Below are 21268 nucleotides of genomic sequence, written 5' to 3' on the forward strand. Positions count from 1 at the left end.
GGCTTTTCTATATGGCAAGGCAAGGCGCGCAAAAAGCGTCTTTCGCACCGCGGCAAAGAAATTCAACGGACGGCAAGATCATGAACTACCGGCACATCTACCATGCAGGCAATTTCGCCGATGTCCTGAAGCATGCGGTGCTGGCGCGCATCATCCGCTACGCGCAGAACAAGGAAAAGGCCTTCCGCGTGCTCGACACGCATGCCGGCATCGGGCTCTATGACCTGTCGTCAGAGGAGGCACAAAAGACCGGCGAGTGGCGCGACGGCATCGGACGGGTACTTGAGGCTGAGCTACCCGCACCGGCAACCGAACTGCTGGAGCCCTATCTTTCTGCCATCCGCGAACTCAACCCGACGGGCGCGATCAAGCTCTATCCTGGTTCGCCAAAGCTCGCCCGCATGCTGTTTCGGCCGCAGGATCGGCTGTCGGCCATGGAACTGCATCCCGAGGATTACCACCGCCTGCACAACCTGTTCGAAGGCGATTTCCAGGTCCGCGCGACGCAGCTGGACGGCTGGCTGGCACTCGGCGCACATCTTCCGCCCAAGGAAAAGCGCGGGGTCATCCTGGTCGATCCGCCCTTCGAGGAAGAAGGCGAGTATGGCCGCCTCGTCAGCGGCTTGGCCAATGCTTATCGCCGTTTTGCCGGCGGCACCTATTGCCTCTGGTATCCGATCAAGAAGGGCGCACCGATCAAGGCCTTCCATGAGGAACTGCAAGCGCTGGACATCCCCAAGATGCTCTGCACCGAACTCACTGTCCGTAGCGACCGCGAAACGACAGGCCTTAGCGGTTCCGGCCTGGTGATCGTCAATCCGCCCTTCACTTTGAAGGATGAGTTGCACACCATGCTGCCGGTCCTGAAGTCGGTGCTGGCCCAGGATCGGTTCGCCTCGCAGCGCGCCTTCTGGCTGCACGGTGAGTAGCGGTCAGGAGTTTTCCAGCTTTTGCTGCTCCGGCTCGGCGAGCGTCTCCGAGCGGAACCTCGAGCGTTCGAAAACCACGATCACCACGAGCGCCATCACGAACGGGATCAGCAGGTAGAACAGGCGGAAGACGAGCAGGGCGGCGATCACGTCGGCCTGGTTCATGTCCGGCAGCCCCATCAGGAAGACGAGTTCGAGGATTCCGAGACCGCCCGGCGCGTGCGAGATCAAGGCCGCCGAGAATGACACCAGGAAGATGCCGAGGATCATCAGGAAGCCCGGGTTGCCGGCCTCCGGCAGCGCGAAATAAATGATGCCTGCCGCGCCGATCAGCTCGATCGGTGCGATGATGAGCTGCGGCAGCACCACCCGCGGCGACGGGTAGAAGATGTTGATCTTGCCGAGCTTGAGCGGCCGAAGCTTCAGGAAGCTTGCCCCGACATACAGCGCAATCAGGAACAGCAGGAAGAAACCGGTGCCGGCTGTCGCTTCCATCGGCACCACGTCGGCGAATCTTTCAACCAGTTCGGGTTCGATGATGAGCACCAGTGCTGCAAGCAGCAGGGTGCCGAGTAGGAAGGTGAAGGAGCAGACGGCGATCAGCACGCCGATCTCGGCCGGCGTCAGGCCTTTGGAGGAATAGGCGCGGTAGCGGACCACCGCCCCCGAAACGACGGACGCACCGACATTATGGGACAGGGCATAGGTGGTGAAGGAACAGATGCTGATGAACCACCAGTCGACCTTCTTGCCCAGGTGCATCAGCGCGATGCGATCGTATCCTGCAAGCGCGGCATAAGCGACAAGCGTCGAAAGTCCTGCCAGAACCCAGTTACCCGGAGTGATGGCCTCAAGGCTTTGGCCCAGGTCGTCAAGCGACAGACCACGCAATTCCTTGTAGAGAAGCCAAGCCGAAACCGCTATCGTCAGGGCGCCTATCGCCGGCCACAGGTACTTCTTTAATGCCATCCAGCCTTGCCAATCTCCGCATCTTTCCCGCCCTGCCTGAACGGAACGCGCTAGTGTAGTCATCCGGTACACGGTTGTTCAACCTTCAAAGATGATAACGCGTTCCAAATCTTCGAGAATTGACCATGGCCTTTACCCCTAGAGCGACCGCTTCCCTTCTTGCCGCCGCCCTCACCGTCCTGGTGGCACTCGGTTCTACCGCGGCGTTTTCCCAGCAGCGGACACAGGAACGGCGCGGCGAACGCGCCGGAGAATTCGACTTCTATGTCCTGTCGCTGTCATGGTCGCCGACCTTCTGCGCCGCCCAGAGCAGCGGCAACCGCGACCAATGCGGCACCGACAAGAATTTTCGCTTCGTCGTCCATGGGCTTTGGCCGCAATACGAAAAAGGTTATCCGGATTTCTGCTCCAGCGGCGAACCAGCGCGCGTTCCAAACAATGTCGGCCGCCCATTCATGGACATCATGCCGTCCATGGGGCTGATCGGCCACCAGTGGCGCAAGCACGGAAGCTGCACCGGCCTCACCCAGCGGGAGTATCTCGCCAAAACCCGCGAAGCCTTCAACCGCATCCGCATCCCGGATGATCTCGCTTCGGGCCGCGCCGCGCTCACCCTTTCAACGGACGCGATCGAGGAGAAGTTCGTTGCCGCCAATCCCGGCATGAGTCGCCGCGGCATCGCCACGAGCTGCGAAGGCCGGCGGCTCGAGGAGGTGCGCATCTGCCTGACCAAGGACCTGCGCTTTCGCGACTGCGCGGAAGTCGATCGCGGCGGCTGCCGGATCAGCAACGTGACCATGCCGCCGGCGCGTTGAGACAACAAGAGAAGCCCCCAGAGGAAAACCAGAGGAACAACCGAGGAACCCATGAAACTGCTTTATTCCCCCGCCTCCCCCTATTCGGCGAAGGCTCGCATGGCCGCCCGTTATCTCGGCATCGAGATCACCGAGGTGAAGACGGACACCAACGCCGCGCCGCCAGAGCTCACCGACAACAACCCGCTCGGCAAGATCCCTGTGCTGATCCGCGATGGCGAACCGCCGATCTATGACAGCGTCGCAATCATGCATTTCTTCGACCGCATGTCGGGCGGCAAGCTTTACCCGAAGAAGGACGCCAAGCGCACCGAAGCCGAGGTGCTCGAGGCGCTATGCGACGGTATCCTCGATTGCCTGCTCGCCATCGTCTACGAGCGTCGCTCACGCGACGAGTCGAAGGTGCACCAGCCGTGGATCGACAAGCAGTGGGGCAAGGTCGTGCGCGGTCTCGATTACCTGGAGAACAACCTGCCGAAGACCGGCAAGAAGCTGCATGGCGGCCATTTCGCGCTTGCTTCGCTGATCGGTTACCTCGATCTTCGCTTTGACGGGCAATGGGCGGGTGGTCGTCCGAAGCTCGCCGCCTGGACCTATGTGTTTTCCAAGCGCTTCGTCGACTATGCGTCGATGAAATCATCGGCCTGAGCGTCAAGCTCGACCGAACAAACAAAAGGCCCGGATTTGCATCCGGGCCTTTTGTTTTAATCCAGCCTTGCTGCTTAGAACTTGACGCCGATACCGAGGCGAACGCTGTGGTCGTCGAAGCCCTTCGAAACCGAGCCGCCGGACAGGTCGTAACGATCCGTGCCGTAGTCGGTGTAACGATATTCGACACGAGCCGTGATGTTGTTCGTGACGAAGGCTTCAGCACCTGCACCAACCGTGTAGCCGACACCAGTCTTGCTGTCAGAGGTCGTGCCGTCGCTGAGTTCGTTGTCCTGGAGCGCCAGACCAGCCGTACCGTAGATCATGAACGGGTTCAGGTCATAACCGACGCGACCACGGATAGAGCCGTTCCAGCCGGCTTCGCCACGGAAACCTTCGATCGTGTTGTTTTCGTTGCCGCTGTAGCCAAGGTCAGCTTCGACACCGTACACGATCTGGCCAGACTGCCAGTTGTAACCGGTGAATGCACCGCCGCCGAACTGACCGTCACGGTCGCCAGCGCCGCCAAAACGGCCCCAGTTGTACTGGCCGTAACCACCGAGGTAGAAGCCTTCCCAGGTTGCTACCGGGGCTGCTTCTTCAATGGCAACGGGAGCCTGTGGGATTTCGTCAACGGCATCTGCTGCATTGGCCGCTGAAAATGCGCCGAAGCTGGCTGCCGATGCCATCAGAGTTGCGATGAGAATACGCATACAATTTTCTCCTTTACTGCTGTGCCGGGAGCCGCCGCGAAGGCCGCGACAAATGTTCCCTGCCCGCTGGAGACGAATGTGGCGGCCAATTGAGGAATTGAAAGAGCCGAATTGTGAATTGATTGTGGCGCGCGCATGGCGAAAATTGGATGTTGCTGTATCGCAACAGGTATTTCCTTAACCCTAACTATACGTTATCATAAGTATTACAATCTTCACAACTGTATATTCCAAGTTAATACTCAAGTCGAACCACGTCAATATATTAACTCGTGCCGCCACTGCATCCGATGGGCCAGGCACGATTCACTTGGAAGCCAAGTTTCGCGGGTTTATCGCGATGGTAATGCGAAGAAATCACGGGTGCAAAACAGCAGGATCGACAGTCTCCATGGCTGGCAAATGGCTCCGCCACCCTCGCCTGCCCGTTTCCTGCCTTGTTGTGGCGCGGTTCCTGAGGGTCAGCATCCTCTTGCCTTCCTCCGCCGCCAAGCGTGGCTTTCAATCCAGGGCCCGAGTCACTATTTCTAGCGGACATCCCGAAAGCTGAAACGGGCGGTGATTCACCGGCTTAAATGACATTGCGAAGAATGGTGGCATCATCTGTCCGCCCGAAAGAACCAGTTGCCGATCATCGGCGCTGGCGGAGACTGAGGAATGAACGGAGCGAAGCTGCCTGATGGCGGCGTTCTCTATGACGAGACCGAAGACGACGAAGACGATCTGGCGCTGCCCGAGCCAAGCGAGAGCGCAGGCCCCGTCGCGTCGATCGACTGGAACGAAGGTCTTCGCAACGAGAGCGGACTAAAGGGCGCCGAACTCATTGCCGAGTTCGTCAAGCACCTGCCGAATGCGCCGGGCGTCTACCGCATGTTCAACGAAGCCGGCGACGTCATGTATGTCGGCAAGGCGCGCAGCCTCAAGAAGCGGGTCAGCAACTATGCGCAGGGCCGCGTCCACTCCAACCGCCTGTCGCGGATGGTGCGCGAAACCACGCACATGGAATTCGTCACGACTCGGACGGAAACCGAGGCGCTGCTGCTCGAAGCCAACCTCATCAAAAGGCTGCGCCCGCGCTTCAACGTGCTTCTGCGCGACGACAAGTCGTTTCCCTATATCACCATCACCGGCGATCATCGCGCCCCTGCGATCTTCAAGCATCGCGGCGCGCGCGCCCGCAAGGGCGACTATTTCGGGCCGTTCGCATCGGCCGCGGCCGTGGGGCGCACGATCAATTCGCTGCAGCGCGCCTTCCTGCTGCGCACCTGCACCGACAGCGTGTTTGAAAGCCGCACCCGCCCCTGCCTTCTTTATCAAATCAAGCGTTGCTCCGGTCCCTGCACCCACGAGATCAGCGACGAGGAATATGCAGCACTCGTGCGCGAGGCAAAGGACTTCCTCTCCGGCCGCAGCCAGAACGTGAAGGCGGCGATTGCGGCGCAGATGGCGGAAGCATCCGAAGACCTGGATTTCGAGCGCGCAGCGATCTATCGCGACCGGCTTTCGGCGCTTTCGCATGTCCAGAGCCACCAGGGCATCAACCCGGCCGGTGTCGAGGAGGCGGATGTTTTCGCCATCCACCACGAAGGTGGCCTCTCCTGCATCCAGGTGTTCTTTTTCCGCACCGGCCAGAACTGGGGCAACCGGGCCTATTTCCCGAAGGCCGACCCGCAGATGTCGGGTGCCGAGATCCTCAATGCCTTCCTGGCACAGTTCTACGACGACAAGCCGGTGCCGAAGCAGATCCTGCTATCCGAGACCGTCGAGGAACAGGACCTGCTCGCCATGGCCTTTTGTGAGAAGGCTGGCCACAAAGTTTCGATCTCGGTCCCGCAGCGCGGCGAAAAGAAGGATCTCGTGGGCCACGTGCTCGCCAATGCGCGCGAAGCTCATGGACGCAAGCTCGCCGAAACCGCCTCGCAGGCGCGGTTGCTTCAGGGCCTCGCAGAGACTTTCTCTCTGCCTTACGTGCCGCGCCGCATCGAGATCTACGACAACTCCCACATCATGGGCACCAATGCGGTGGGCGGCATGGTGGTCGCGGGGCCTGAAGGTTTCGTGAAGAACCAGTACCGCAAGTTCAACATCAAATCGACGGACATCACCCCGGGCGACGACTTCGGCATGATGCGCGAGGTCATGACCCGGCGCTTTTCCCGCCTCATCAAGGAAGAAGGCATCCCGGACCGCAGCAAATCCGCCACGGCCGCATCGACATCGGATGACATCAACGACTCGGGCTTCCCCGCCTGGCCGGACCTCATCCTGATCGATGGTGGCCAGGGGCAGATGACCGCCGTGCGCGCCATCCTCGACGAACTCGGCATCCGTGATGTCGTGACCGCCATCGGTGTCGCCAAGGGTGTCGACCGCGACGCGGGACGCGAGCGCTTCTTCGCCGATGGACGCAGCGACTTCTCCCTGCCCCCGCGCGATCCGGTGCTTTATTTCATCCAGCGCATGCGTGACGAGGCGCACCGCTTTGCGATCGGTTCCCACCGGGCGCGGCGCAAGAAGGAGATGGTCCGCAATCCGCTCGACGAGATCTCCGGCATCGGCCCCGGCCGCAAGCGCAAGCTCCTGCAACATTTCGGAACGGCCAAGGCCGTGTCGCGCGCCGGCGTCAGTGATCTGATGGCGGTCGAGGGCATTTCAGAGGCCGTGGCGAAGCAGATCTACAACCACTTCCACGAAAACCGGGCGGGTTGAGCTGGCGTTAGTCCATCCAGTTGCGGCCCGTCTCGGCAGCGATACATATCTCTGGTAAATGGCTGTTGGGCGGTTGACGCTCGTCGCTCAAAGTCTCAACTAGAGGCAAACATAAGTACAGGTCCGCTATGGCTTCCCGCGCATACAACATCCCGAACCTTCTCACCTATGCGCGCATCCTGGCCGTGCCGGTCATCGTCGGCTGCTTCTTCATCGAGGGGCAGCTCGAAAGCTCCGACGTCGCCCGCTGGACCGCCCTCGTGCTGTTCGCGGTCGCATCGATCACCGATTATCTCGACGGCTACCTCGCCCGGATCTGGAACCAGACCTCCAATATCGGCCGCATGCTCGATCCGATCGCCGACAAGTTGCTTGTCGCGGCCGTCCTCCTGCTCCTCGCCGCCGACCAGACGATCGCCGGCTGGTCGCTCTGGGCCGCCATCACCATCCTATGCCGCGAAATCCTCGTCTCCGGCCTGCGCGAATATCTCGCCGCACTCAAGGTATCCGTGCCGGTAACCAGGATCGCCAAGTGGAAGACAACCATCCAGATGGTCGCGATCGCCTTCCTGCTGGCGGGCCCCGCCGGCGACAAGATCGTGCCCTACACGACCGAAATGGGCATCGCGCTGCTGTGGATCGCGGCGATCCTCACCTTCTACACCGGCTACGACTACTTCCGTGCGGGGGTCAAACACCTGGTGGACGAAGAATGAAGGTCAATCTGGTTTATTTTGCCTGGGTTCGCGAACGCATCGGCAAGGGCGAGGAAGAGATCGTCCTTCCGGAAAGCGTCGTTACCGTGCGTGACCTGCTGGAGCACCTGAAGGGGCTTGGCGAAGAGTACGAGAACGCGTTGCAATACACCAACGTGATCCGCGTCGCGATCAACCAGGAGCATGTCGAGCACGACGAGCCGGTCGCCGGCGCCCGTGAGATCGGCATCTTCCCGCCAATGACCGGCGGCTGATCCCGATGGTGGAGCGCCTCCCATGCTCGCCCGCGACGGTCGCAAGGCCAGGAGGTCGCACATGACGGTGCCCACTATCCGCGTCCAGTCCGAGAACTTCGACCTGCAGGTCGAGATCGACGCATTGACAGCCGGTCGCAAGGATATCGGCGCCGTCGTCACCTTCACCGGACTATGCCGTGACGAGCAAGGCCAACTTTCTGCGCTGGAGCTTGAACATTATCCCGGCATGGCCGAAGCCGAGATGCGACGGATTGCCGACCTGGCGATGACACGGTTTTCGCTGCTGGGGCTCACCGCCATCCACCGCTACGGCAAGATCCTGCCGGGTGAAAACATCGTGCTGGTGATCGCAGCCGCACCGAATCGGCAGGCAGCCTTCGACGGCGCCAACTTCGTGATGGACTTCCTGAAAACCGCCGCCCCCTTCTGGAAGAAGGAACACGCTGCCGATGGCACGGCCGGCGAATGGGTCCCGGCCAAGGATGCCGACGACGCGGCACGCGAGAAGTGGCAGTAGACGAAATAGCGCCAGTCCCTTACCAGATGCGCAGGACATCTGCGAGTGAATCGAAGGCCTGGTCTGCTGATATAAGCGGAACGGAATTCTCCAAGGCGGTTGCAGCCAGCAGGCGGTCGAACGGGTCACGATGGGACCAGTCCATCATCGCTGCGCGCAGGCAGATCCGCGGATCGAGCGGAGCTGTTCCGGCCCCCTGCTGGTCCAGGATGTCCGGGAGTTGATCGACAAACGGTGCCATCGCCGGCCACTTTCCGAGGCGCACCTTCTGGCCGATCTCGAAAAAGCTGACAGGGCTCACGAGAACGATATCAGCACTGCTGATCGCCTCAACCGCGCTTCTTGAAAGTCTGTCCTGCCCCAACATCGACCACGCCCAGGCATGGGTGTCGAGCAGAACGGCGCTCAAGCGATGCCTTCCCAGCGCGCGAGCTCATCCTCTTCCATGGGTTGGAAGAAATCTGGCCCATCACCTGGAAGCTGTCCCTGCAGTACGCCAAACCTGAATGTGTTTTTCCGCATCGGAACGATCTTCGCTACCGGCGTCCGCCCATCTGCGATGATGACTTCCTCTCCCGCCTTGGCGCGTTCGATGAGTTCCGATAGGTCGATCTTGGCAGCCTGTATTGTCACTTGCATGGGCCACTCCATCAGCTTTGCCAGATGTAGCGGCTCTTTCGCAGGAAATCCAGTTCCAGGTCACGGCACCTCTCGTTCCCGGCGGCTGACTACCAGCACCAGGACGAGCACGGAGACCACAACCAGTTCACGCCAGAAGATCGGGCCATAACCGCTCCAGAGCGTTTCCGCCAAGCCGACGACCGCGGCGCCGGCTGCCGCCCTGAGTGGGCTGTCGTGCCCGCCGGCGGCTGCGATCAGCACGACCTTCAGCCCGAACAGCAACCCGGCACCGAAATCCATCGTGCCATAATGCGAGGTGGCGAGGATGCCGCACAGCGAGGCGTAGAGCGCGGCGGCGGCATAGGCGCCGACAAAAACGCGGGCAGAGGACGTGCCGCAGAGTTCTGCGGCTCGGGCATCATCGGCGACGGCGCGCCACAACCTGCCCCAACGACTATGCCGGATTACCCCATAGCCGATGCCAACCAGCGCCAGCATTGCGGCGGCGTTGACCAACTGGATGCGCGTCAGCGTCACCGGGAATCCGCCGGCCTGCCATAGGATCACCGGCCTGTTGAGGAAGGGCGGCAACCAGAGTTCGCGTGTATCGGAGGCCAGCCGCGCGCCCTCCATCAACACCATCAACACGCCGAGAGACGCAACAATCACCGCATTGGGCGAAATGCGCGCCAGCGGCCGCATGACCACCTGGCCCACCGTCAGCCCCGCCGCCGCCCCGCCAGCCAGCGCCGTGACCGCGCCCAGGCCAAGCGCCGCCGGCAGCGTCAGCCACAGGCGGTCCCACCCAAAATGCGCGCTCAGCAGATAAAGGTGGCCTGAAAAAGCGAAGATCGCGCCATAGGTGATGTCGGCACGCTTCGTCACTGCAAACGCAAGGGAGTAGCCAAACGCCAAGGCTGCATAAAGCGTCGCAAGCGGCACCGCGTTCGCCAGTTGCTGCAGCAGATAGGCCATGGCACCTCCTCTAAGCGCGATCATCTATAACTGGCAAAATGAATTTTACCAGTTATATTACCCCATGAGTTTTTTATGGACCCCACACCGTTTCGCCGGCGGCGCGCTGGCGCTGGATGTTGCAAACAGCGTGATCCTGCGCCACCAGCCGGAGCGCAGGACGGATCGATTTGCCGATCCCGCACAACTCGAAAGCTTTGCTGATGCGGCACAGTGCTTCTGCGCCGAACGCGCGCTTTTCGGTGATATCCTCCCCGTGCCGCAGGAACGGCAATCGCGTTTCCTCGCCTTGCGTGAGGCCATCGACTGCTACTTCCGCGCCCGCGTCCAAGGGGTGGAGACGACCCACCTGCTCGCCGACCTGCTGGAGGCGATCGCGCACAACCTGCGACAGTCCACCGGCAACACGCTTGATGCCGCCACCGCGCATTCGGCGCTGCGGCTTCTCTCGGCCGGTCAGGTCGAGCGGCTGAAGATCTGCGGCAATTGCGGCTGGCTGTTCATCGACCGCAGCAAGAACCGCAGCCGCCAGTGGTGCGACATGGCGGTCTGCGGCAACCGGGTCAAGGCAAGCCGCCACTACCACCGCTCCAGGGAGAAAACCGCATGATGATGCGCCGCGTCCTCGCGTTCGGGTTCGTGCTGCTGCTCGTTGCCGGCTGCCAGCGGGAGGCGAACGCGCCGATCGCCGAACTCTCCGGGCGGGTGTTCATCTTCAACTACCGTGTCGCGGCCGCAAACTATGTCGTGACGCTACGCAAGACCGCCCCCTTTCCGGAGGGTGCCTATGCCGAGGCCTCGTTCGAAAACCCGCAAGGTGGAGATCCGCTCGTGGTCCGGCAGAAGCTGTTTCCGGCGATGGAAAAGGTCGTGCTGGAGAGCCCGGAACTCAAATGCGTGCGTAAGGATCGGCCTTACGCTGTCTCCATCCGCATCGTCGGCAATAACGACCGCCTGCTGCAGACGATCGAGACTACAATTACCTCGAACATGGACCAGGCGGAGATGATGCCATCGAAGCCGCTGGTGGTCGGCCCCGGCTACACGCCCAATCCGGATGTCTACCGCGCAGATGGCAGCGTCGATTACGCCAAGGCGGCGAACTGTCCCTGAGGTACAAAACACAAAAGCCGGGGCTGGCCCCGGCTTTCTTCAATTATTTAGAACGCGGCGATCAGCCGACGATTTCGGTTTCCGAGAACCAGTAGGCGATTTCCTGAGCTGCGGTTTCCGGAGCATCCGAACCGTGAACCGAGTTTTCGCCGATAGACAGTGCGAAGGTCTTGCGGATCGTGCCTTCCTCGGCGTTTGCCGGGTTGGTGGCGCCCATGATTTCGCGGTTCTTCAGGATGGCGTTTTCGCCTTCCAGAACCTGAACAACGGTCGGGCCAGAGGTCATGCCTTCAACGAGTTCGCCGAAGAACGGACGGTCCTTGTGAACGGCGTAGAAGCCTTCAGCTTCGCGCTTGCTCATCCAGACGCGCTTGGATGCGATCACGCGCAGGCCGTTGTCTTCAAATACCTTGGTGATGGCGCCGGTCAGGTTGCGCTTGGTGGCATCCGGCTTGATCATCGAAAACGTGCGTTCAATCGCCATTGTTCTACCCTTCGTTCCTCTTGGCCCGATAATTCGGAGAAAGTGGGCGGTCTTTACCCGCCCGCATCACCGGAAACAAGGGGGTTCCGGCATTTTCACGCCGGCGCGACACTGCGCCCGACGCCGTTATAGAGGTCAAGGCAACGCTCGAACCAGGCCTGCACCGGGTCGTCATGGGTCAGCACCTGCGCGCCGGTCGTGATGCGCATCCACTGCAGCGCGCCAAACAGGATGTAGTCGGCAAACAGTGGCCCTTCCCCGCCAAGGTAAGGCTGGTAGCGGAAGGTGTGGCGCACCGGGTCGAGCTTTGCCGCAAAACTTCCCACCGCGGCGTCCCGGTCTGCGCGGATTTCCTCCAGCGACTTGCCCATCATCTTCTCGCGGCTGGCGCGGAAATACACTTGGTCGGTTTCGCCCAGCATGTCGTGGATGTCGGGAAGCGCGAACTGGCTGATTGCCGGATGGACGACCGTCTGCGTGAAGCGTTCAACGAAGCGCGACAGCGCCCTGCCCCCCTCCCCGCCAAACAGCGTCGGCCGGTCCGGATACGTGTCCTCGAGATAAAGCGCGATCGTAAAGCTGTCGCGGATCAGTTCGTTGCCATCCCGCAGGATCGGCACGGTGCGGGAGAAACCGCCCTCGATCTCGGAAATCTTGGTGAAGGGCGAAGGCCGCTCCACGAAATCCAGCCCCTTGTGATGCAGCGCCAGAACGACCTTCCAGCAGTGCGGTGAAAATGGCCGGCTCTCGTCGGCGCCACAAAGGGAATAGAGAATTCTCGTCATTCGTTTCCTCCTGCCATCTCCTGGTCCTCCATCATGTCGAAGGTGGGCCCAATGCACCAGTGAAGAATGTTGATGAGCACCATCTGTGCGCGAGTGCCTCGTCATTTTCCCTTAACCCTAGCGACAGGTGCGGGCGGCGTTTTCAGCATATTTTAAAGGCCCTCCGGCACGTCTTTGCGCACAAGAAAACAGCTCCAGGGGGCGAGAGATGGCGGGTGACGCTGCGAGAACAAAAGACCGGAACCTGCAGGCGGTCGTTCAATACATGGCCAAGCTCGGCGTCGACGGCTTGCCGCGCAACTACGAGCTGTTCCACGATGCCCTCGCAGGGGCGGACCCTGCACTCTCGAAGGAAGTCCTGTCGCTGCCGCAAGAGCCGTCGCAGGCCACGCTCGATGAAATCGGCATCCGCCACCAACTCGCCGGCTTCGTGGCGCTTACCCCGCCAAAGGGCCGCGAGCAGGAGATCAAGCTGCTCGACGAGCTTCGTGACAAGATGGCAAGCGGCGTGGCCCAGAAGCAGGGCTTCGCACGGGTGCTGGAAACGGTGGCGCGCAGCCTGCGCAACGACAGCAACGCCGGTCCGGCCGATATCCTGGCCGAGATCGAATACCTGAGTGTCTCGCTGTCGGATGCCGTGGTTGCAGAAACCGAGCTCGAAGCGACCCTGCGTGCAGCCGCAGACCGCCTTGCGGAAGCCGAGCGTGAGGCGCTCTCCGCCCGTACCGTGACACTGCGCGACCGGCTCACTACGCTGCCCAACCATGCAGCACTGACCGAGCGACTGGAAGCGCTTTATGGCGCAGAGGGGGACCGGCGCGATGTCGCACTCTTCATCGTTTCGCTCCGCGACCTGCCGTATATCGCCCAGACCTATGGCGAGCCTGCCACCAACCGGCTGGTGAAGAAGGCGGCTGCCATCTTCCGCAAGTCCGTCAAGAAGAACGACTTCCTCGCGCGCATCGGCAAAGGCGAGTTTGCCTTCCTGTTCAGTGACGTTACCCGTGACAGCGTGCAGCCGATCGCCGAGCGTCTTGCGGCATCGATCGCCGACAATCTGGTCTTCGCCGTTACAGAAGGGGCGCCGGCGCTGACGCTTGCAATTGGCGCGTCGCTGACGTCGGATGCCTATTCGCCGCCGGAACTTCGGCTGCAGGCGACCGCGGCGCTCGAGGTCTCCCGCAACAATCCGCGCCTGCCGGTCGTGGTCCACAGCGACCTGAAGCGCGCCTGAGACGAGACACGACAGCGGCGCTCGGCATGATCGCCCGCCGTCTTGCCTTCACCGCGGGATTGCGCCAAAACCCCGCGCATGATCACGATCACCAACCTTTCCGCCCGTATCGCAGGCCGCCTGCTTCTCGACCATGCCAGCGTCACGTTGCCGGCTGGAACGAAGGCAGGCCTTGTCGGCCGCAACGGTGCCGGCAAGTCCACCCTCTTCCGCGTCATCACCGGTGATCTTGCGGCCGAAAGCGGCTCGGTAACGATCCCGCGCAACGCGCGCATCGGCCAGGTGGCGCAGGAAGCCCCAGGCACCGAGGACTCGCTGATCTCGATCGTCATGGCCGCCGACAAGGAGCGCACGGCGCTTTTGAAGGAGGCCGAAACGGCGACCGATCCGAACCGTATCGCCGAGATCCAGATGCGACTTGTCGATATCGACGCACATTCGGCGGAAGCGCGCGCGGCAAGCATCCTCGCCGGCCTTGGCTTCAATGCTGAAGCGCAACTGCGCCCCGCCTCGTCCTTTTCCGGCGGCTGGCGCATGCGCGTGGCGCTGGCAGCCGTGTTGTTTGCCGAGCCCGACCTGCTGCTCCTCGACGAGCCCACCAACTATCTCGATCTTGAAGGCACGATGTGGCTTGAGGACTATGTGCGCCGTTATCCGCACACTGTCATCGTCATCAGCCACGACCGCGACATGCTCAACAACGCGGTCAATTCGATCGTCCATCTCGACCAGAAGAAGCTCACCTTCTACCGCGGCGGCTACGACAGTTTTGAACGGCAGAAGGCCGAGGCTGACGAACTGCAGATGAAGGCGAAGGCCAAGAGCGACGCGGCCCGCAAGCACATCCAGAGTTACATCGACCGGTTCCGCTACAAGGCGTCGAAGGCCCGCCAGGCGCAGAGCCGCATCAAGGCGCTGGAACGCATGGGCACGGTGGCCGCCGTGGTGGAGGATCACGTCCAGCCGATCACCTTCCCGGCGCCGGAAAAGCAGCCCGCCTCGCCGATCGTCGTCATCAACAAGGGCGCGGTGGGCTACACGCCCGGCCAGCCGATCCTCAAGAACATCACGCTCCGCATCGACAACGACGACCGGATCGCGCTGCTTGGCTCGAACGGCAACGGCAAGTCGACCTTCGCCAAGCTGATCTCCGGTCGACTGCAGCCCGACGGCGGCGAGATGCGGCTCGCGCCGTCGCTGTCGATCGGCTTTTTCGCTCAGCACCAGCTTGACGATCTTATTCCCGATGCCTCGCCGGTCGATCACGTCCGCCGGCTGATGCCGGATGCGCCGGAAGCCAAGGTGCGTGCGCGTGTCGCGCAGATGGGGCTGGCGACCGAAAAGATGGCGACCGCCGCCAAGGATCTTTCCGGCGGCGAGAAGGCACGCCTGCTGATGGGGCTTGCCGCCTTCCACGCACCGAACCTGCTGATCCTCGACGAGCCCACCAACCACCTCGACATCGACAGCCGTCGCGCCTTGATCGAGGCGTTGAACGACTATGACGGCGCCGTCATCCTCATCTCCCACGACCGCCACCTGATCGAGGCGACCGTCGACCGGCTGTGGCTCGTCAACGAAGGAACGGTGAAGCCGTTTGAAGGCGACCTTGAGGAATATCGCGATCTGATCGTCGCGGCAGGCCGCAAGAAGGATGAGAAGCCGGTGACGTCTTCGGACGAGCCGGCCAACAAGGCCGAACAGCGCAAGGCGAATGCCGAAAAGCGCGCCTCGCTTGCGCCGCTCAAGAAAAAGATCAACGAAATCGAGGCGCTAACGGCAAAGCTGGAGAAGCAGATTCAGCTTCTTGATAAAGAGCTTGCAGACCCTCTGCTGTATGAAAAGGCACCGGCCAAGGCCGCAACCAAGGCCAAGGAGCGTGGCGAAGCGGCCGCCAAGCTCTCGGCCGCCGAAGAAGAATGGTTGATGCTGTCCGCCGAATACGAGGAGGCAATGGCCGGCTGAGTTACCGGCCAGGCTTGTAGCGCTTGTGAATATACACTACCTTCGATGTATATTCACAAGGTGCCGCCATGCCCCTGTATGTCCGTGACGAGCGGGTGAACCAACTCGCCGAGCAGGCCCGCCAGATCCTGAACGCCCCCACCAAGACGGATGCCATCCGCCAGGCGCTGGAAAAGGTCGTCGAAACTGCCAAGCCCGCAGAAGAACCCGAAAAGCCGCTTGCCGAGCGGCTGAAGGCTTTGCAGGACCGCTACAAGTCCATGGGTACGCCCAATCCTGATTTCGACGAGAAGAAGTTCCTCGATGAAATGTGGGACATTTAATGTTCCTTGATACCTCCGCGATCGTCGAATACTTCGTCGGCGGTCCTGACTATGACCGCATCGCCACCGCTATCGAGACGTCCCGCCAAAGCTTCAGTACTGCGCCGGCTGTGATGTTTGAAGCGGCCTGCGTTCTCGCAAGCCGACGCAAGATTGACGTCAGGGAAGCCGTCGACCTGCTTGAGGATTTCCTGGCGGAACTTCGGGTAGAGGTTCTTCCGGCGACACGCGAGACGGCACTTGCCGCCATCGATGCCTTCTCCCGCTACGGCAAGGGCCGCCACCCGGCCAAGCTCAACTTCGGCGACTGCTTTGTTTATGCCGGCGCCAAGGCAGCCGGCCAGCCGCTGCTTTACGTCGGCAACGACTTCGCCCTTACCGATCTTGCCTGAGCGACACCCCGTTCCCCGCATTCGAAAGACCTCTGCCATGGACCTGTTTCTGGAAAACGACACCGACCCGAACACCCTGTCATTCGTGGCGGAATTGAACGAAGCATCCGACCAGAAACTGAAGACGCCGGAGTTCGAACAAGACCGGGACCGCATCAAGTCGATGATCGAGCGGGAGGACCGGCTGATCGTCCCTTCGCGCCGTGGCCCCTGGCTGTTCGATTATCACCGCACCAAGGATAACCCGCTCGGTATCTGGCGACGCCTGCCCGCCGACCTTGAGCCGCGATCGAATGCCCCTTGGGAAACGGTGCTGGATCTTGACGCCTACTGCCAGACTGAGGGCAAACGCTGGATCTATTCAGGTGCCATTACCTGCCCCTTCGAGCCGACGCGCGTGCTGCTGGTCCTTTCCGATGGCGGATCCGACCTGCTGCGGCTGGTGGAGTTCGACACCGAAAGAAAAGCATTTGTCGAAGGCGGCTTTGACACGCCGGTGGCACGCTCGCATGCAAGCTGGCTTAGCCGTGACGAGATCGCCTATTTCGGCTCGATCGACGAGGAGTCTGCCACCCGCTCCGGCTGGCCACGGGTGGGACGCCGCCTCAAGCGCGGCCAGAAACCCCAGGACGCCGAGATCTATTTCGCCGCGGGCAAGGACGATGTCTACGGCTCGGCCTTTTCCATCAGTCCCTTGTTCTGGGGCGGCAAGGAGAACGAGCGCCCGATCGAGGTCTTCGCGATCGGTCACGAGATCGGCAAGGCCAGCGCCCATCTGCGCGACGCCGAGGGCAAGATCCGCCGCCTCGATCTGCCGGTCGAAATCGACTACTCCATCAACCACAGCCATATACTGTGGCGGGCAAAGACGGCGGAACGCTTCCCGGTGGGCAGCCTTGTCCTCCAACCGATCACCCCCTTTGCCGCCGAACAGCTGGGTGAACCGCGCATCCTGTTTGCCCCGAAGGATGGGCAGTCGATCGCACAGTTCTCGCTTCTGAAAACCTGGGCGATCTTCATTGTCAGCGACCGCATGGTGCCGCAGGTCTTCCTGCTTGACCTGACGAAGCCCGGCGCAGAACCGCAACAACTGCCGCTGCCGCCGGAACTGCAAACGGTGAGCTTCCGCCTGCTCGACGCCGATCTCACGCTCGGCGAGGAGATCCTGACGGTGATCGGCCAGGGCTTCCTCCTGCCTTACAGCACCTACCGCCTGGACCTGCGAGATCACGACCGGCAACCGGAGCTCGTCCACACCGGCACCGCGCCTGCCTATTTTGATCCCGGGGGAATGACGTCGGAACTCCTGGAGGCGACGTCGGAGGATGGCACCAAGGTGCCGTACCACATCGTCCTGCCGAAGACCTGGACGAAGGGCAAGCTTCCGGTGCTCATGTATGGTTACGGCGGCTTCGCCTCACCGCTTGCGCCTTATTATTCGGGCAATAACGGCCTCTGGCTCGAAAAGGGCGGCGCCTACGTGCAGGCGTATATCCGCGGCGGCGGTGAGCTTGGGCCGGACTGGCATTATTCGGCAAAGGGCCATCAACGCCACAAGGCATTCGAGGATTTTGTTGCGGTGGCGCGCGATCTGGTGCAGCGCGTTTATACCAAACCGTCGCGGATCGCCTGCACGGGCGGCAGCAATGGCGGCCTGCTGACCGCCGTGATGCTGACGCGTTATCCGCAGGATTTCGGTGCCGTCTGGACCCGCGTTCCGGTCATTGACATGTCGCGCTTCCACGTCTTCCCGGCCGGCCGTGCCTGGATGGATGAATACGGCAATCCGGACGACCCTGCCGATCTCGAATACATGCTGGGTTATTCTCCGCTTCACCAGGTGAAGCCAGCGAGCGAGGCCAGCTATCCGCCGGTCTATGTCGAGAGTTCGTCCAACGACGACCGGGTGCACCCGTCGCATGCCCGGCGCTTTGCCAAGCGGTTGATCGACCAGGGCCACCAGCCTCTGTTCCATGAATATGGATCCGGCGGCCACGGCGGTGCGGGTGATTCCGGCGAGCAGGCTGCACGCGCGGCGATGGGCTACAGCTTCCTGCGCCAGACGATCATGCAGCCCTGAAAGTCGGAAGAAGGCCTGTCAGGCCTTCTTCACCCAGCGACCTTCTTCCGTCTGCTGCCAGTAGGTCAGGGTGTGCCCTTCGGTCTTCAGCCGCTTCCACTGGGCGCGGGCACCCTCCAACTGCGGTGTATCGTAACCGTCGAACATGAAGACAATTCGCTCATAGCCATCCAGCGGAGGCGGCTCCGCGCCGTCGACCAGGAAACGGACGCTCGCCGCATTCGGATTGTCGCCTGTCGCGCTCAGCAGCACCGGCTGCGCTTCCGACATTGGTGCCTCGTCGGTACCGTGCGGCAGGAAGCTGTCTTCCCGAAACGTCCAGAGATGCGCGTCGAGAAAATCCCGGCGCGCCTCCGTGCTCGTTTGCACCACGACCTTCCAGCCGCGCTCGACGCTCTTTTCCAGGAGCGCCGGCAGTGCGTCTTCCAGCTTGGATTCGGTCAGGTGGTAGAAGAGGATTTCAGTCATTCGCTCTCATAGTGGGCGCGCACCAACTCGTCCAGCAGCCGCACGCCGAAGCCGGAGCCCCAGGACTGGTTGATCTCGTTGGAGGGCGAGTTCATCGCCGTCCCGGCAATGTCGAGATGCGCCCATGGCGTTTCGCCGACGAAGCGCTTGAGGAACTGCGCCGCGGTGATCGAGCCCGCATAACGGCCGCCGGTGTTTTTCATGTCGGCGAACTTGGAATCGATCATCTTGTCGTAGTCCTTGCCGAGCGGCATGCGCCACAGCTTTTCGCCGGTCGCCTCGCCCGCGCCTGTCAGTTCGACCGACAGCGCATCGTTGTTGGAAAACAGCCCGGCATGCACGTTGCCAAGCGCCACCATGATTGCGCCCGTCAGCGTCGCAAGATTGACCATCAAGCGCGGCTTGAAGCGGTCGTTGCAGTACCAGAGCGCGTCGCAGAGCACGAGGCGGCCTTCTGCATCGGTGTTGATGATCTCGATCGTCTGGCCGGACATGGAGGTGACGATATCGCCCGGGCGCTGCGCATTGCCATCCGGCATGTTCTCGACAAGCCCGATGATGCCAACAACATTGACCTTTGCCTTGCGGGCCGCCAGCGTGTGCATCAGGCCGGTCACGGCGGCGGCGCCACCCATGTCGCCCTTCATGTCTTCCATGCTGGCACCCGGCTTGATGGAGATGCCGCCGGTGTCGAAGGTCACGCCCTTGCCAATGAAGGCGAGCGGAGCTTCGCCGGCCTTGCCGCCCTTCCACTGCATGATCGCAAGCCGCGGCGGCCGGACCGAACCCTGCGCCACGCCCAGAAGCGCGCCCATGCCGAGTTCCTTCATCTCGGCCTCGGTCAGGACCTCCACCTCGACGCCAAGCTTCTCAAGCTGCTTTGCCTTGTCGGCAAATTCCACCGGCCCGAGCACGTTCGGCGGCAGGTTGACGAGTTCGCGCGCCAGCGTTACGCCGCCAGCCACCGCTTCGGCACCGGAAAACGCTTTGGTGGCGGCCTCATGAGCGGCGGTGACAATGGTGACGGACACCGTTTGCGGCACCTTGTCTTCGTCGTCCTTCTTCTTCGTCTTGTATGAATCGAAGCTGTAGGCGCGCAGCAGCATCCCAAGCGCAAAGCCAGCCGCCTCCGCGCCGCCCACCGTCACACCCGGCGCGTCGAGGAACACCGTCACTTTCGTCATGGTCTTCACGGCACCGGCAGCGGCGCCGCCTGCCTTGATCCAGTCGTAAACCGTCAGCGAATCCGCCTTGCCCAGCCCCAGCACGACCAGCCGGTCGGCGGCCGAACCCTGCGGCGCGATTATGTCGAGAACGCCCATGGACTTGCCGGTAAACTTGGCAATTTCCGAAGCGCGGGCAACGACGCCCGCAGGATCGACTTCGGCGGCACCGGCAGCCGGCCCGTCACCCTTGAGCTTCAGCTGGATGGCGAGGCCACCGTCAAGCTTGGTGGCAGAAGCGAAGGCGATCTCAAATTTCGTGGACATTGCGACTCCAATGGGCTGCGTGAGGAAGCGGCGATCATCGCGGTTTCAGCCGCAAGTTCAAGGGCGAGATGTGACACTTCCGTCCGCCAGGGCGACGGAAGCTTTCCTAACAGGTGGAGAGGAAGCGTGACCCAAAAGCGATACCGCTCCGATCCGGGATAGGCTAATGAGCGCACACGCCCGCCCGGCGCCACATTGAACGGACTAGATGACTGCATGACGTTGCTTACGACTGAAACCGCCGACAGGTTCTCGCCGCCGCCCCGCGGATTTGCCAATCCCACCACATGGTTCGTGGTGCTGCTTGTCTTGTGGTTTGCGCTGCTGGCGCTGTTCTATTTCGTGCCGGAAATCGACATCGCGGTCTCGCACCTGTTCTTTGAGCCGGAGGCATGTGGTGCGACAGCGGAAGCCGGACGCATCTGCGGACACTTCCCTCATGCCCGGCTGAAGCTGTTGGTCGCGATCCGCCAGATCCTGTTCTACCTACCGGTCGTGGTGGCGGTCTATTTCCTCTACCAGTTGATCGCCAACCTCAAGCACAAGGGGCCAGGCTACAACTGGCGCAAGACGCGCGATTATTCGATCGCGCTCGTTTCCTTGGTCGTTGGCCCTTACCTGCTGGTCAATCTGTTCCTGAAGCAGATCTCCAACCGCCCCCGCCCCTACGAGACGGATATCTTCGGTGGTCGCGAGTTCTTCACCCCCGCCGGCGATTTCTCCGGCGCCTGCGATGGAAACTGCTCGTTTGTCTCGGGTGAAGCGGCCGGCGCCGGCTGGATCGCCTGCCTGATCGTGCTGATGCCAAAGCGGCTGCGGCTGGTGGTCGGTATACCGCTCATCATCCTGTCATTCGTCTCGCCGATGCTGCGAACCTTCTTCGGCGGCCACTTCTTTTCCGACGTCGTGCTGGGCTGGCTGTCGTCCCCGGTGGTCTTCGCCGGGGTCGCGATATGTTTCCAAATGTCACAGCGCGCGATAAAACCGAATCCGGAAACAACTTTGTGACGCGGGCCCTGTCGCAAACCTGACTTTGATCGCTTAGATAGGCGCGACTGTCAGCGG

24 protein-coding genes are annotated in these 21268 nt (G+C 61.8%); 15 read left to right on the forward strand and 9 right to left on the reverse strand.

The window, feature by feature from the left end:
* The first annotated feature begins 80 nt into the window (after positions 1-80).
* Positions 81-929 carry a 23S rRNA (adenine(2030)-N(6))-methyltransferase RlmJ gene (locus M0654_RS16580; protein WP_248684051.1) on the forward strand — a complete coding sequence of 283 codons (849 nt, stop codon included), beginning with the start codon at positions 81-83 and terminating at the stop codon, positions 927-929.
* A gap of 3 nt (positions 930-932) precedes the next feature.
* Here M0654_RS16580 and M0654_RS16585 read toward each other — a convergent pair whose 3' ends face one another.
* Positions 933-1898: a lysylphosphatidylglycerol synthase domain-containing protein gene (locus M0654_RS16585; protein ID WP_248684052.1), complete on the reverse strand. Its 966-nt coding sequence runs from the start codon at positions 1896-1898 to the stop codon at positions 933-935.
* 125 nt (positions 1899-2023) lie between these two features.
* Between M0654_RS16585 and M0654_RS16590 the strand changes: the two genes are divergently transcribed.
* Both M0654_RS16590 and M0654_RS16595 read left to right on the forward strand, forming a co-directional pair.
* The gene (locus tag M0654_RS16590) at positions 2024-2713 is read left to right on the forward strand and encodes a ribonuclease T2 family protein (RefSeq protein ID WP_248684053.1); all 690 of its coding nucleotides are present in this window, start codon (positions 2024-2026) and stop codon (positions 2711-2713) included.
* Between the two features lie 51 nt (positions 2714-2764).
* Positions 2765-3361 carry a glutathione S-transferase family protein gene (locus M0654_RS16595; protein ID WP_118849173.1) on the forward strand — a complete coding sequence of 199 codons (597 nt, stop codon included), beginning with the start codon at positions 2765-2767 and terminating at the stop codon, positions 3359-3361.
* Positions 3362-3435: 74 nt separating this feature from the next.
* Here the strand turns inward: M0654_RS16595 and M0654_RS16600 are convergent, their stop codons facing one another.
* Positions 3436-4074, reverse strand: a complete 639-nt coding sequence (locus M0654_RS16600; RefSeq protein WP_118849172.1) for an outer membrane protein — start codon at positions 4072-4074, stop codon at positions 3436-3438.
* A gap of 657 nt (positions 4075-4731) precedes the next feature.
* On the opposite strand from M0654_RS16600, the gene uvrC reads away from it, so the two are divergent.
* The 4 genes from uvrC (at position 4732) to M0654_RS16620 (ending at position 8273) form a co-directional block, all read left to right on the forward strand.
* Positions 4732-6783 (forward strand): excinuclease ABC subunit UvrC, encoded by a 2052-nt coding sequence (gene uvrC / locus M0654_RS16605; RefSeq protein ID WP_248684054.1) that lies wholly within the window; start codon positions 4732-4734, stop codon positions 6781-6783.
* A 128-nt stretch (positions 6784-6911) separates the two neighbouring features.
* Positions 6912-7499 (forward strand): CDP-diacylglycerol--glycerol-3-phosphate 3-phosphatidyltransferase, encoded by a 588-nt coding sequence (gene pgsA, locus M0654_RS16610; protein WP_118849170.1) that lies wholly within the window; start codon positions 6912-6914, stop codon positions 7497-7499.
* Positions 7496-7753 (forward strand): molybdopterin converting factor subunit 1, encoded by a 258-nt coding sequence (gene moaD / locus M0654_RS16615; protein ID WP_248684055.1) that lies wholly within the window; start codon positions 7496-7498, stop codon positions 7751-7753. The genes pgsA and moaD overlap by 4 nt, the downstream gene beginning before the upstream one ends.
* Positions 7754-7814: 61 nt before the next feature.
* Positions 7815-8273, forward strand: coding sequence for a molybdenum cofactor biosynthesis protein MoaE (locus M0654_RS16620; RefSeq protein ID WP_248684056.1), 459 nt, complete (start codon positions 7815-7817; stop codon positions 8271-8273).
* A 19-nt stretch (positions 8274-8292) separates the two neighbouring features.
* Here M0654_RS16620 and M0654_RS16625 read toward each other — a convergent pair whose 3' ends face one another.
* Genes M0654_RS16625 through M0654_RS16635 form a run of 3 tightly spaced genes read right to left on the reverse strand, consistent with a single transcriptional unit; the run spans position 8293 to position 9869 of the window.
* Positions 8293-8682, reverse strand: a complete 390-nt coding sequence (locus M0654_RS16625; RefSeq protein WP_248684057.1) for a type II toxin-antitoxin system VapC family toxin — start codon at positions 8680-8682, stop codon at positions 8293-8295.
* Entirely contained in the window at positions 8679-8912 is a 234-nt protein-coding gene (locus M0654_RS16630) for a type II toxin-antitoxin system Phd/YefM family antitoxin (protein WP_248684058.1), read from the reverse strand. Before M0654_RS16630 ends, M0654_RS16625 begins: the two co-directional genes overlap by 4 nt.
* 60 nt (positions 8913-8972) lie before the next feature.
* On the reverse strand, positions 8973-9869 hold the full coding sequence (locus M0654_RS16635) for a branched-chain amino acid ABC transporter permease (protein ID WP_248684059.1): 897 nt from the start codon (positions 9867-9869) through the stop codon (positions 8973-8975).
* Between the two features lie 64 nt (positions 9870-9933).
* On the opposite strand from M0654_RS16635, the gene M0654_RS16640 reads away from it, so the two are divergent.
* Together M0654_RS16640 and M0654_RS16645 are read left to right on the forward strand one after the other, a co-directional pair.
* Positions 9934-10479 (forward strand): CGNR zinc finger domain-containing protein, encoded by a 546-nt coding sequence (locus M0654_RS16640; RefSeq protein ID WP_248684138.1) that lies wholly within the window; start codon positions 9934-9936, stop codon positions 10477-10479.
* Positions 10476-10982, forward strand: a complete 507-nt coding sequence (locus M0654_RS16645) for a hypothetical protein (RefSeq protein WP_248684060.1) — start codon at positions 10476-10478, stop codon at positions 10980-10982. The genes M0654_RS16640 and M0654_RS16645 overlap by 4 nt, the downstream gene beginning before the upstream one ends.
* 61 nt (positions 10983-11043) lie before the next feature.
* Here the strand turns inward: M0654_RS16645 and ndk are convergent, their stop codons facing one another.
* Together ndk and M0654_RS16655 are read right to left on the reverse strand one after the other, a co-directional pair.
* Positions 11044-11466 carry a nucleoside-diphosphate kinase gene (gene ndk / locus M0654_RS16650; protein ID WP_118849165.1) on the reverse strand — a complete coding sequence of 141 codons (423 nt, stop codon included), beginning with the start codon at positions 11464-11466 and terminating at the stop codon, positions 11044-11046.
* A gap of 95 nt (positions 11467-11561) precedes the next feature.
* Positions 11562-12251 carry a glutathione S-transferase family protein gene (locus M0654_RS16655; RefSeq protein WP_118849164.1) on the reverse strand — a complete coding sequence of 230 codons (690 nt, stop codon included), beginning with the start codon at positions 12249-12251 and terminating at the stop codon, positions 11562-11564.
* 208 nt (positions 12252-12459) lie between these two features.
* On the opposite strand from M0654_RS16655, the gene M0654_RS16660 reads away from it, so the two are divergent.
* From M0654_RS16660 to M0654_RS16680, 5 genes are all read left to right on the forward strand, one after another.
* Positions 12460-13485 (forward strand): GGDEF domain-containing protein, encoded by a 1026-nt coding sequence (locus M0654_RS16660; RefSeq protein WP_248684061.1) that lies wholly within the window; start codon positions 12460-12462, stop codon positions 13483-13485.
* Positions 13486-13563: 78 nt separating this feature from the next.
* Positions 13564-15450, forward strand: a complete 1887-nt coding sequence (abc-f, locus tag M0654_RS16665; protein ID WP_248684062.1) for a ribosomal protection-like ABC-F family protein — start codon at positions 13564-13566, stop codon at positions 15448-15450.
* A 68-nt stretch (positions 15451-15518) separates the two neighbouring features.
* Complete coding sequence (locus tag M0654_RS16670) at positions 15519-15773, forward strand: type II toxin-antitoxin system VapB family antitoxin (protein WP_248684063.1); 255 nt, start codon at positions 15519-15521, stop codon at positions 15771-15773.
* Positions 15773-16165 (forward strand): type II toxin-antitoxin system VapC family toxin, encoded by a 393-nt coding sequence (locus M0654_RS16675; RefSeq protein ID WP_118849160.1) that lies wholly within the window; start codon positions 15773-15775, stop codon positions 16163-16165. Before M0654_RS16670 ends, M0654_RS16675 begins: the two co-directional genes overlap by 1 nt.
* A 37-nt stretch (positions 16166-16202) precedes the next feature.
* Positions 16203-18245: a prolyl oligopeptidase family serine peptidase gene (locus M0654_RS16680; RefSeq protein ID WP_248684064.1), complete on the forward strand. Its 2043-nt coding sequence runs from the start codon at positions 16203-16205 to the stop codon at positions 18243-18245.
* Positions 18246-18263: 18 nt separating this feature from the next.
* Here the strand turns inward: M0654_RS16680 and M0654_RS16685 are convergent, their stop codons facing one another.
* Together M0654_RS16685 and M0654_RS16690 are read right to left on the reverse strand one after the other, a co-directional pair.
* Entirely contained in the window at positions 18264-18713 is a 450-nt protein-coding gene (locus M0654_RS16685; RefSeq protein WP_248684065.1) for a DNA polymerase III subunit chi, read from the reverse strand.
* Positions 18710-20203, reverse strand: coding sequence for a leucyl aminopeptidase (locus M0654_RS16690; protein ID WP_248684066.1), 1494 nt, complete (start codon positions 20201-20203; stop codon positions 18710-18712). The genes M0654_RS16685 and M0654_RS16690 overlap by 4 nt, the downstream gene beginning before the upstream one ends.
* 216 nt (positions 20204-20419) lie before the next feature.
* On the opposite strand from M0654_RS16690, the gene M0654_RS16695 reads away from it, so the two are divergent.
* Complete coding sequence (locus tag M0654_RS16695; RefSeq protein ID WP_248684067.1) at positions 20420-21211, forward strand: phosphatase PAP2 family protein; 792 nt, start codon at positions 20420-20422, stop codon at positions 21209-21211.
* The last annotated feature ends 57 nt before the right edge of the window (positions 21212-21268 follow it).

The organism is Neorhizobium turbinariae (assembly GCF_023223505.1).
GTDB classification, from domain to species: Bacteria; Pseudomonadota; Alphaproteobacteria; order Rhizobiales; family Rhizobiaceae; genus Neorhizobium; species Neorhizobium turbinariae.

Coding starts and splice junctions, on each gene's coding strand:
- M0654_RS16690 (WP_248684066.1), bottom strand. CDS start 20,203: ATGTCCACGAAATTTGAGATCGCCTTCGCTTCTGCCACCAAGCTTGAC.
- moaD (WP_248684055.1), top strand. CDS start 7,496: ATGAAGGTCAATCTGGTTTATTTTGCCTGGGTTCGCGAACGCATCGGC.
- M0654_RS16590 (WP_248684053.1), top strand. CDS start 2,024: ATGGCCTTTACCCCTAGAGCGACCGCTTCCCTTCTTGCCGCCGCCCTC.
- ndk (WP_118849165.1), bottom strand. CDS start 11,466: ATGGCGATTGAACGCACGTTTTCGATGATCAAGCCGGATGCCACCAAG.
- pgsA (WP_118849170.1), top strand. CDS start 6,912: ATGGCTTCCCGCGCATACAACATCCCGAACCTTCTCACCTATGCGCGC.
- M0654_RS16600 (WP_118849172.1), bottom strand. CDS start 4,074: ATGCGTATTCTCATCGCAACTCTGATGGCATCGGCAGCCAGCTTCGGC.
- M0654_RS16630 (WP_248684058.1), bottom strand. CDS start 8,912: ATGCAAGTGACAATACAGGCTGCCAAGATCGACCTATCGGAACTCATC.
- uvrC (WP_248684054.1), top strand. CDS start 4,732: ATGAACGGAGCGAAGCTGCCTGATGGCGGCGTTCTCTATGACGAGACC.
- M0654_RS16645 (WP_248684060.1), top strand. CDS start 10,476: ATGATGATGCGCCGCGTCCTCGCGTTCGGGTTCGTGCTGCTGCTCGTT.
- M0654_RS16675 (WP_118849160.1), top strand. CDS start 15,773: ATGTTCCTTGATACCTCCGCGATCGTCGAATACTTCGTCGGCGGTCCT.
- M0654_RS16580 (WP_248684051.1), top strand. CDS start 81: ATGAACTACCGGCACATCTACCATGCAGGCAATTTCGCCGATGTCCTG.
- M0654_RS16660 (WP_248684061.1), top strand. CDS start 12,460: ATGGCGGGTGACGCTGCGAGAACAAAAGACCGGAACCTGCAGGCGGTC.
- M0654_RS16585 (WP_248684052.1), bottom strand. CDS start 1,898: ATGGCATTAAAGAAGTACCTGTGGCCGGCGATAGGCGCCCTGACGATA.
- abc-f (WP_248684062.1), top strand. CDS start 13,564: ATGATCACGATCACCAACCTTTCCGCCCGTATCGCAGGCCGCCTGCTT.
- M0654_RS16685 (WP_248684065.1), bottom strand. CDS start 18,713: ATGACTGAAATCCTCTTCTACCACCTGACCGAATCCAAGCTGGAAGAC.
- M0654_RS16620 (WP_248684056.1), top strand. CDS start 7,815: ATGACGGTGCCCACTATCCGCGTCCAGTCCGAGAACTTCGACCTGCAG.
- M0654_RS16670 (WP_248684063.1), top strand. CDS start 15,519: ATGCCCCTGTATGTCCGTGACGAGCGGGTGAACCAACTCGCCGAGCAG.
- M0654_RS16695 (WP_248684067.1), top strand. CDS start 20,420: ATGACGTTGCTTACGACTGAAACCGCCGACAGGTTCTCGCCGCCGCCC.
- M0654_RS16680 (WP_248684064.1), top strand. CDS start 16,203: ATGGACCTGTTTCTGGAAAACGACACCGACCCGAACACCCTGTCATTC.
- M0654_RS16635 (WP_248684059.1), bottom strand. CDS start 9,869: ATGGCCTATCTGCTGCAGCAACTGGCGAACGCGGTGCCGCTTGCGACG.
- M0654_RS16655 (WP_118849164.1), bottom strand. CDS start 12,251: ATGACGAGAATTCTCTATTCCCTTTGTGGCGCCGACGAGAGCCGGCCA.
- M0654_RS16640 (WP_248684138.1), top strand. CDS start 9,934: ATGAGTTTTTTATGGACCCCACACCGTTTCGCCGGCGGCGCGCTGGCG.
- M0654_RS16595 (WP_118849173.1), top strand. CDS start 2,765: ATGAAACTGCTTTATTCCCCCGCCTCCCCCTATTCGGCGAAGGCTCGC.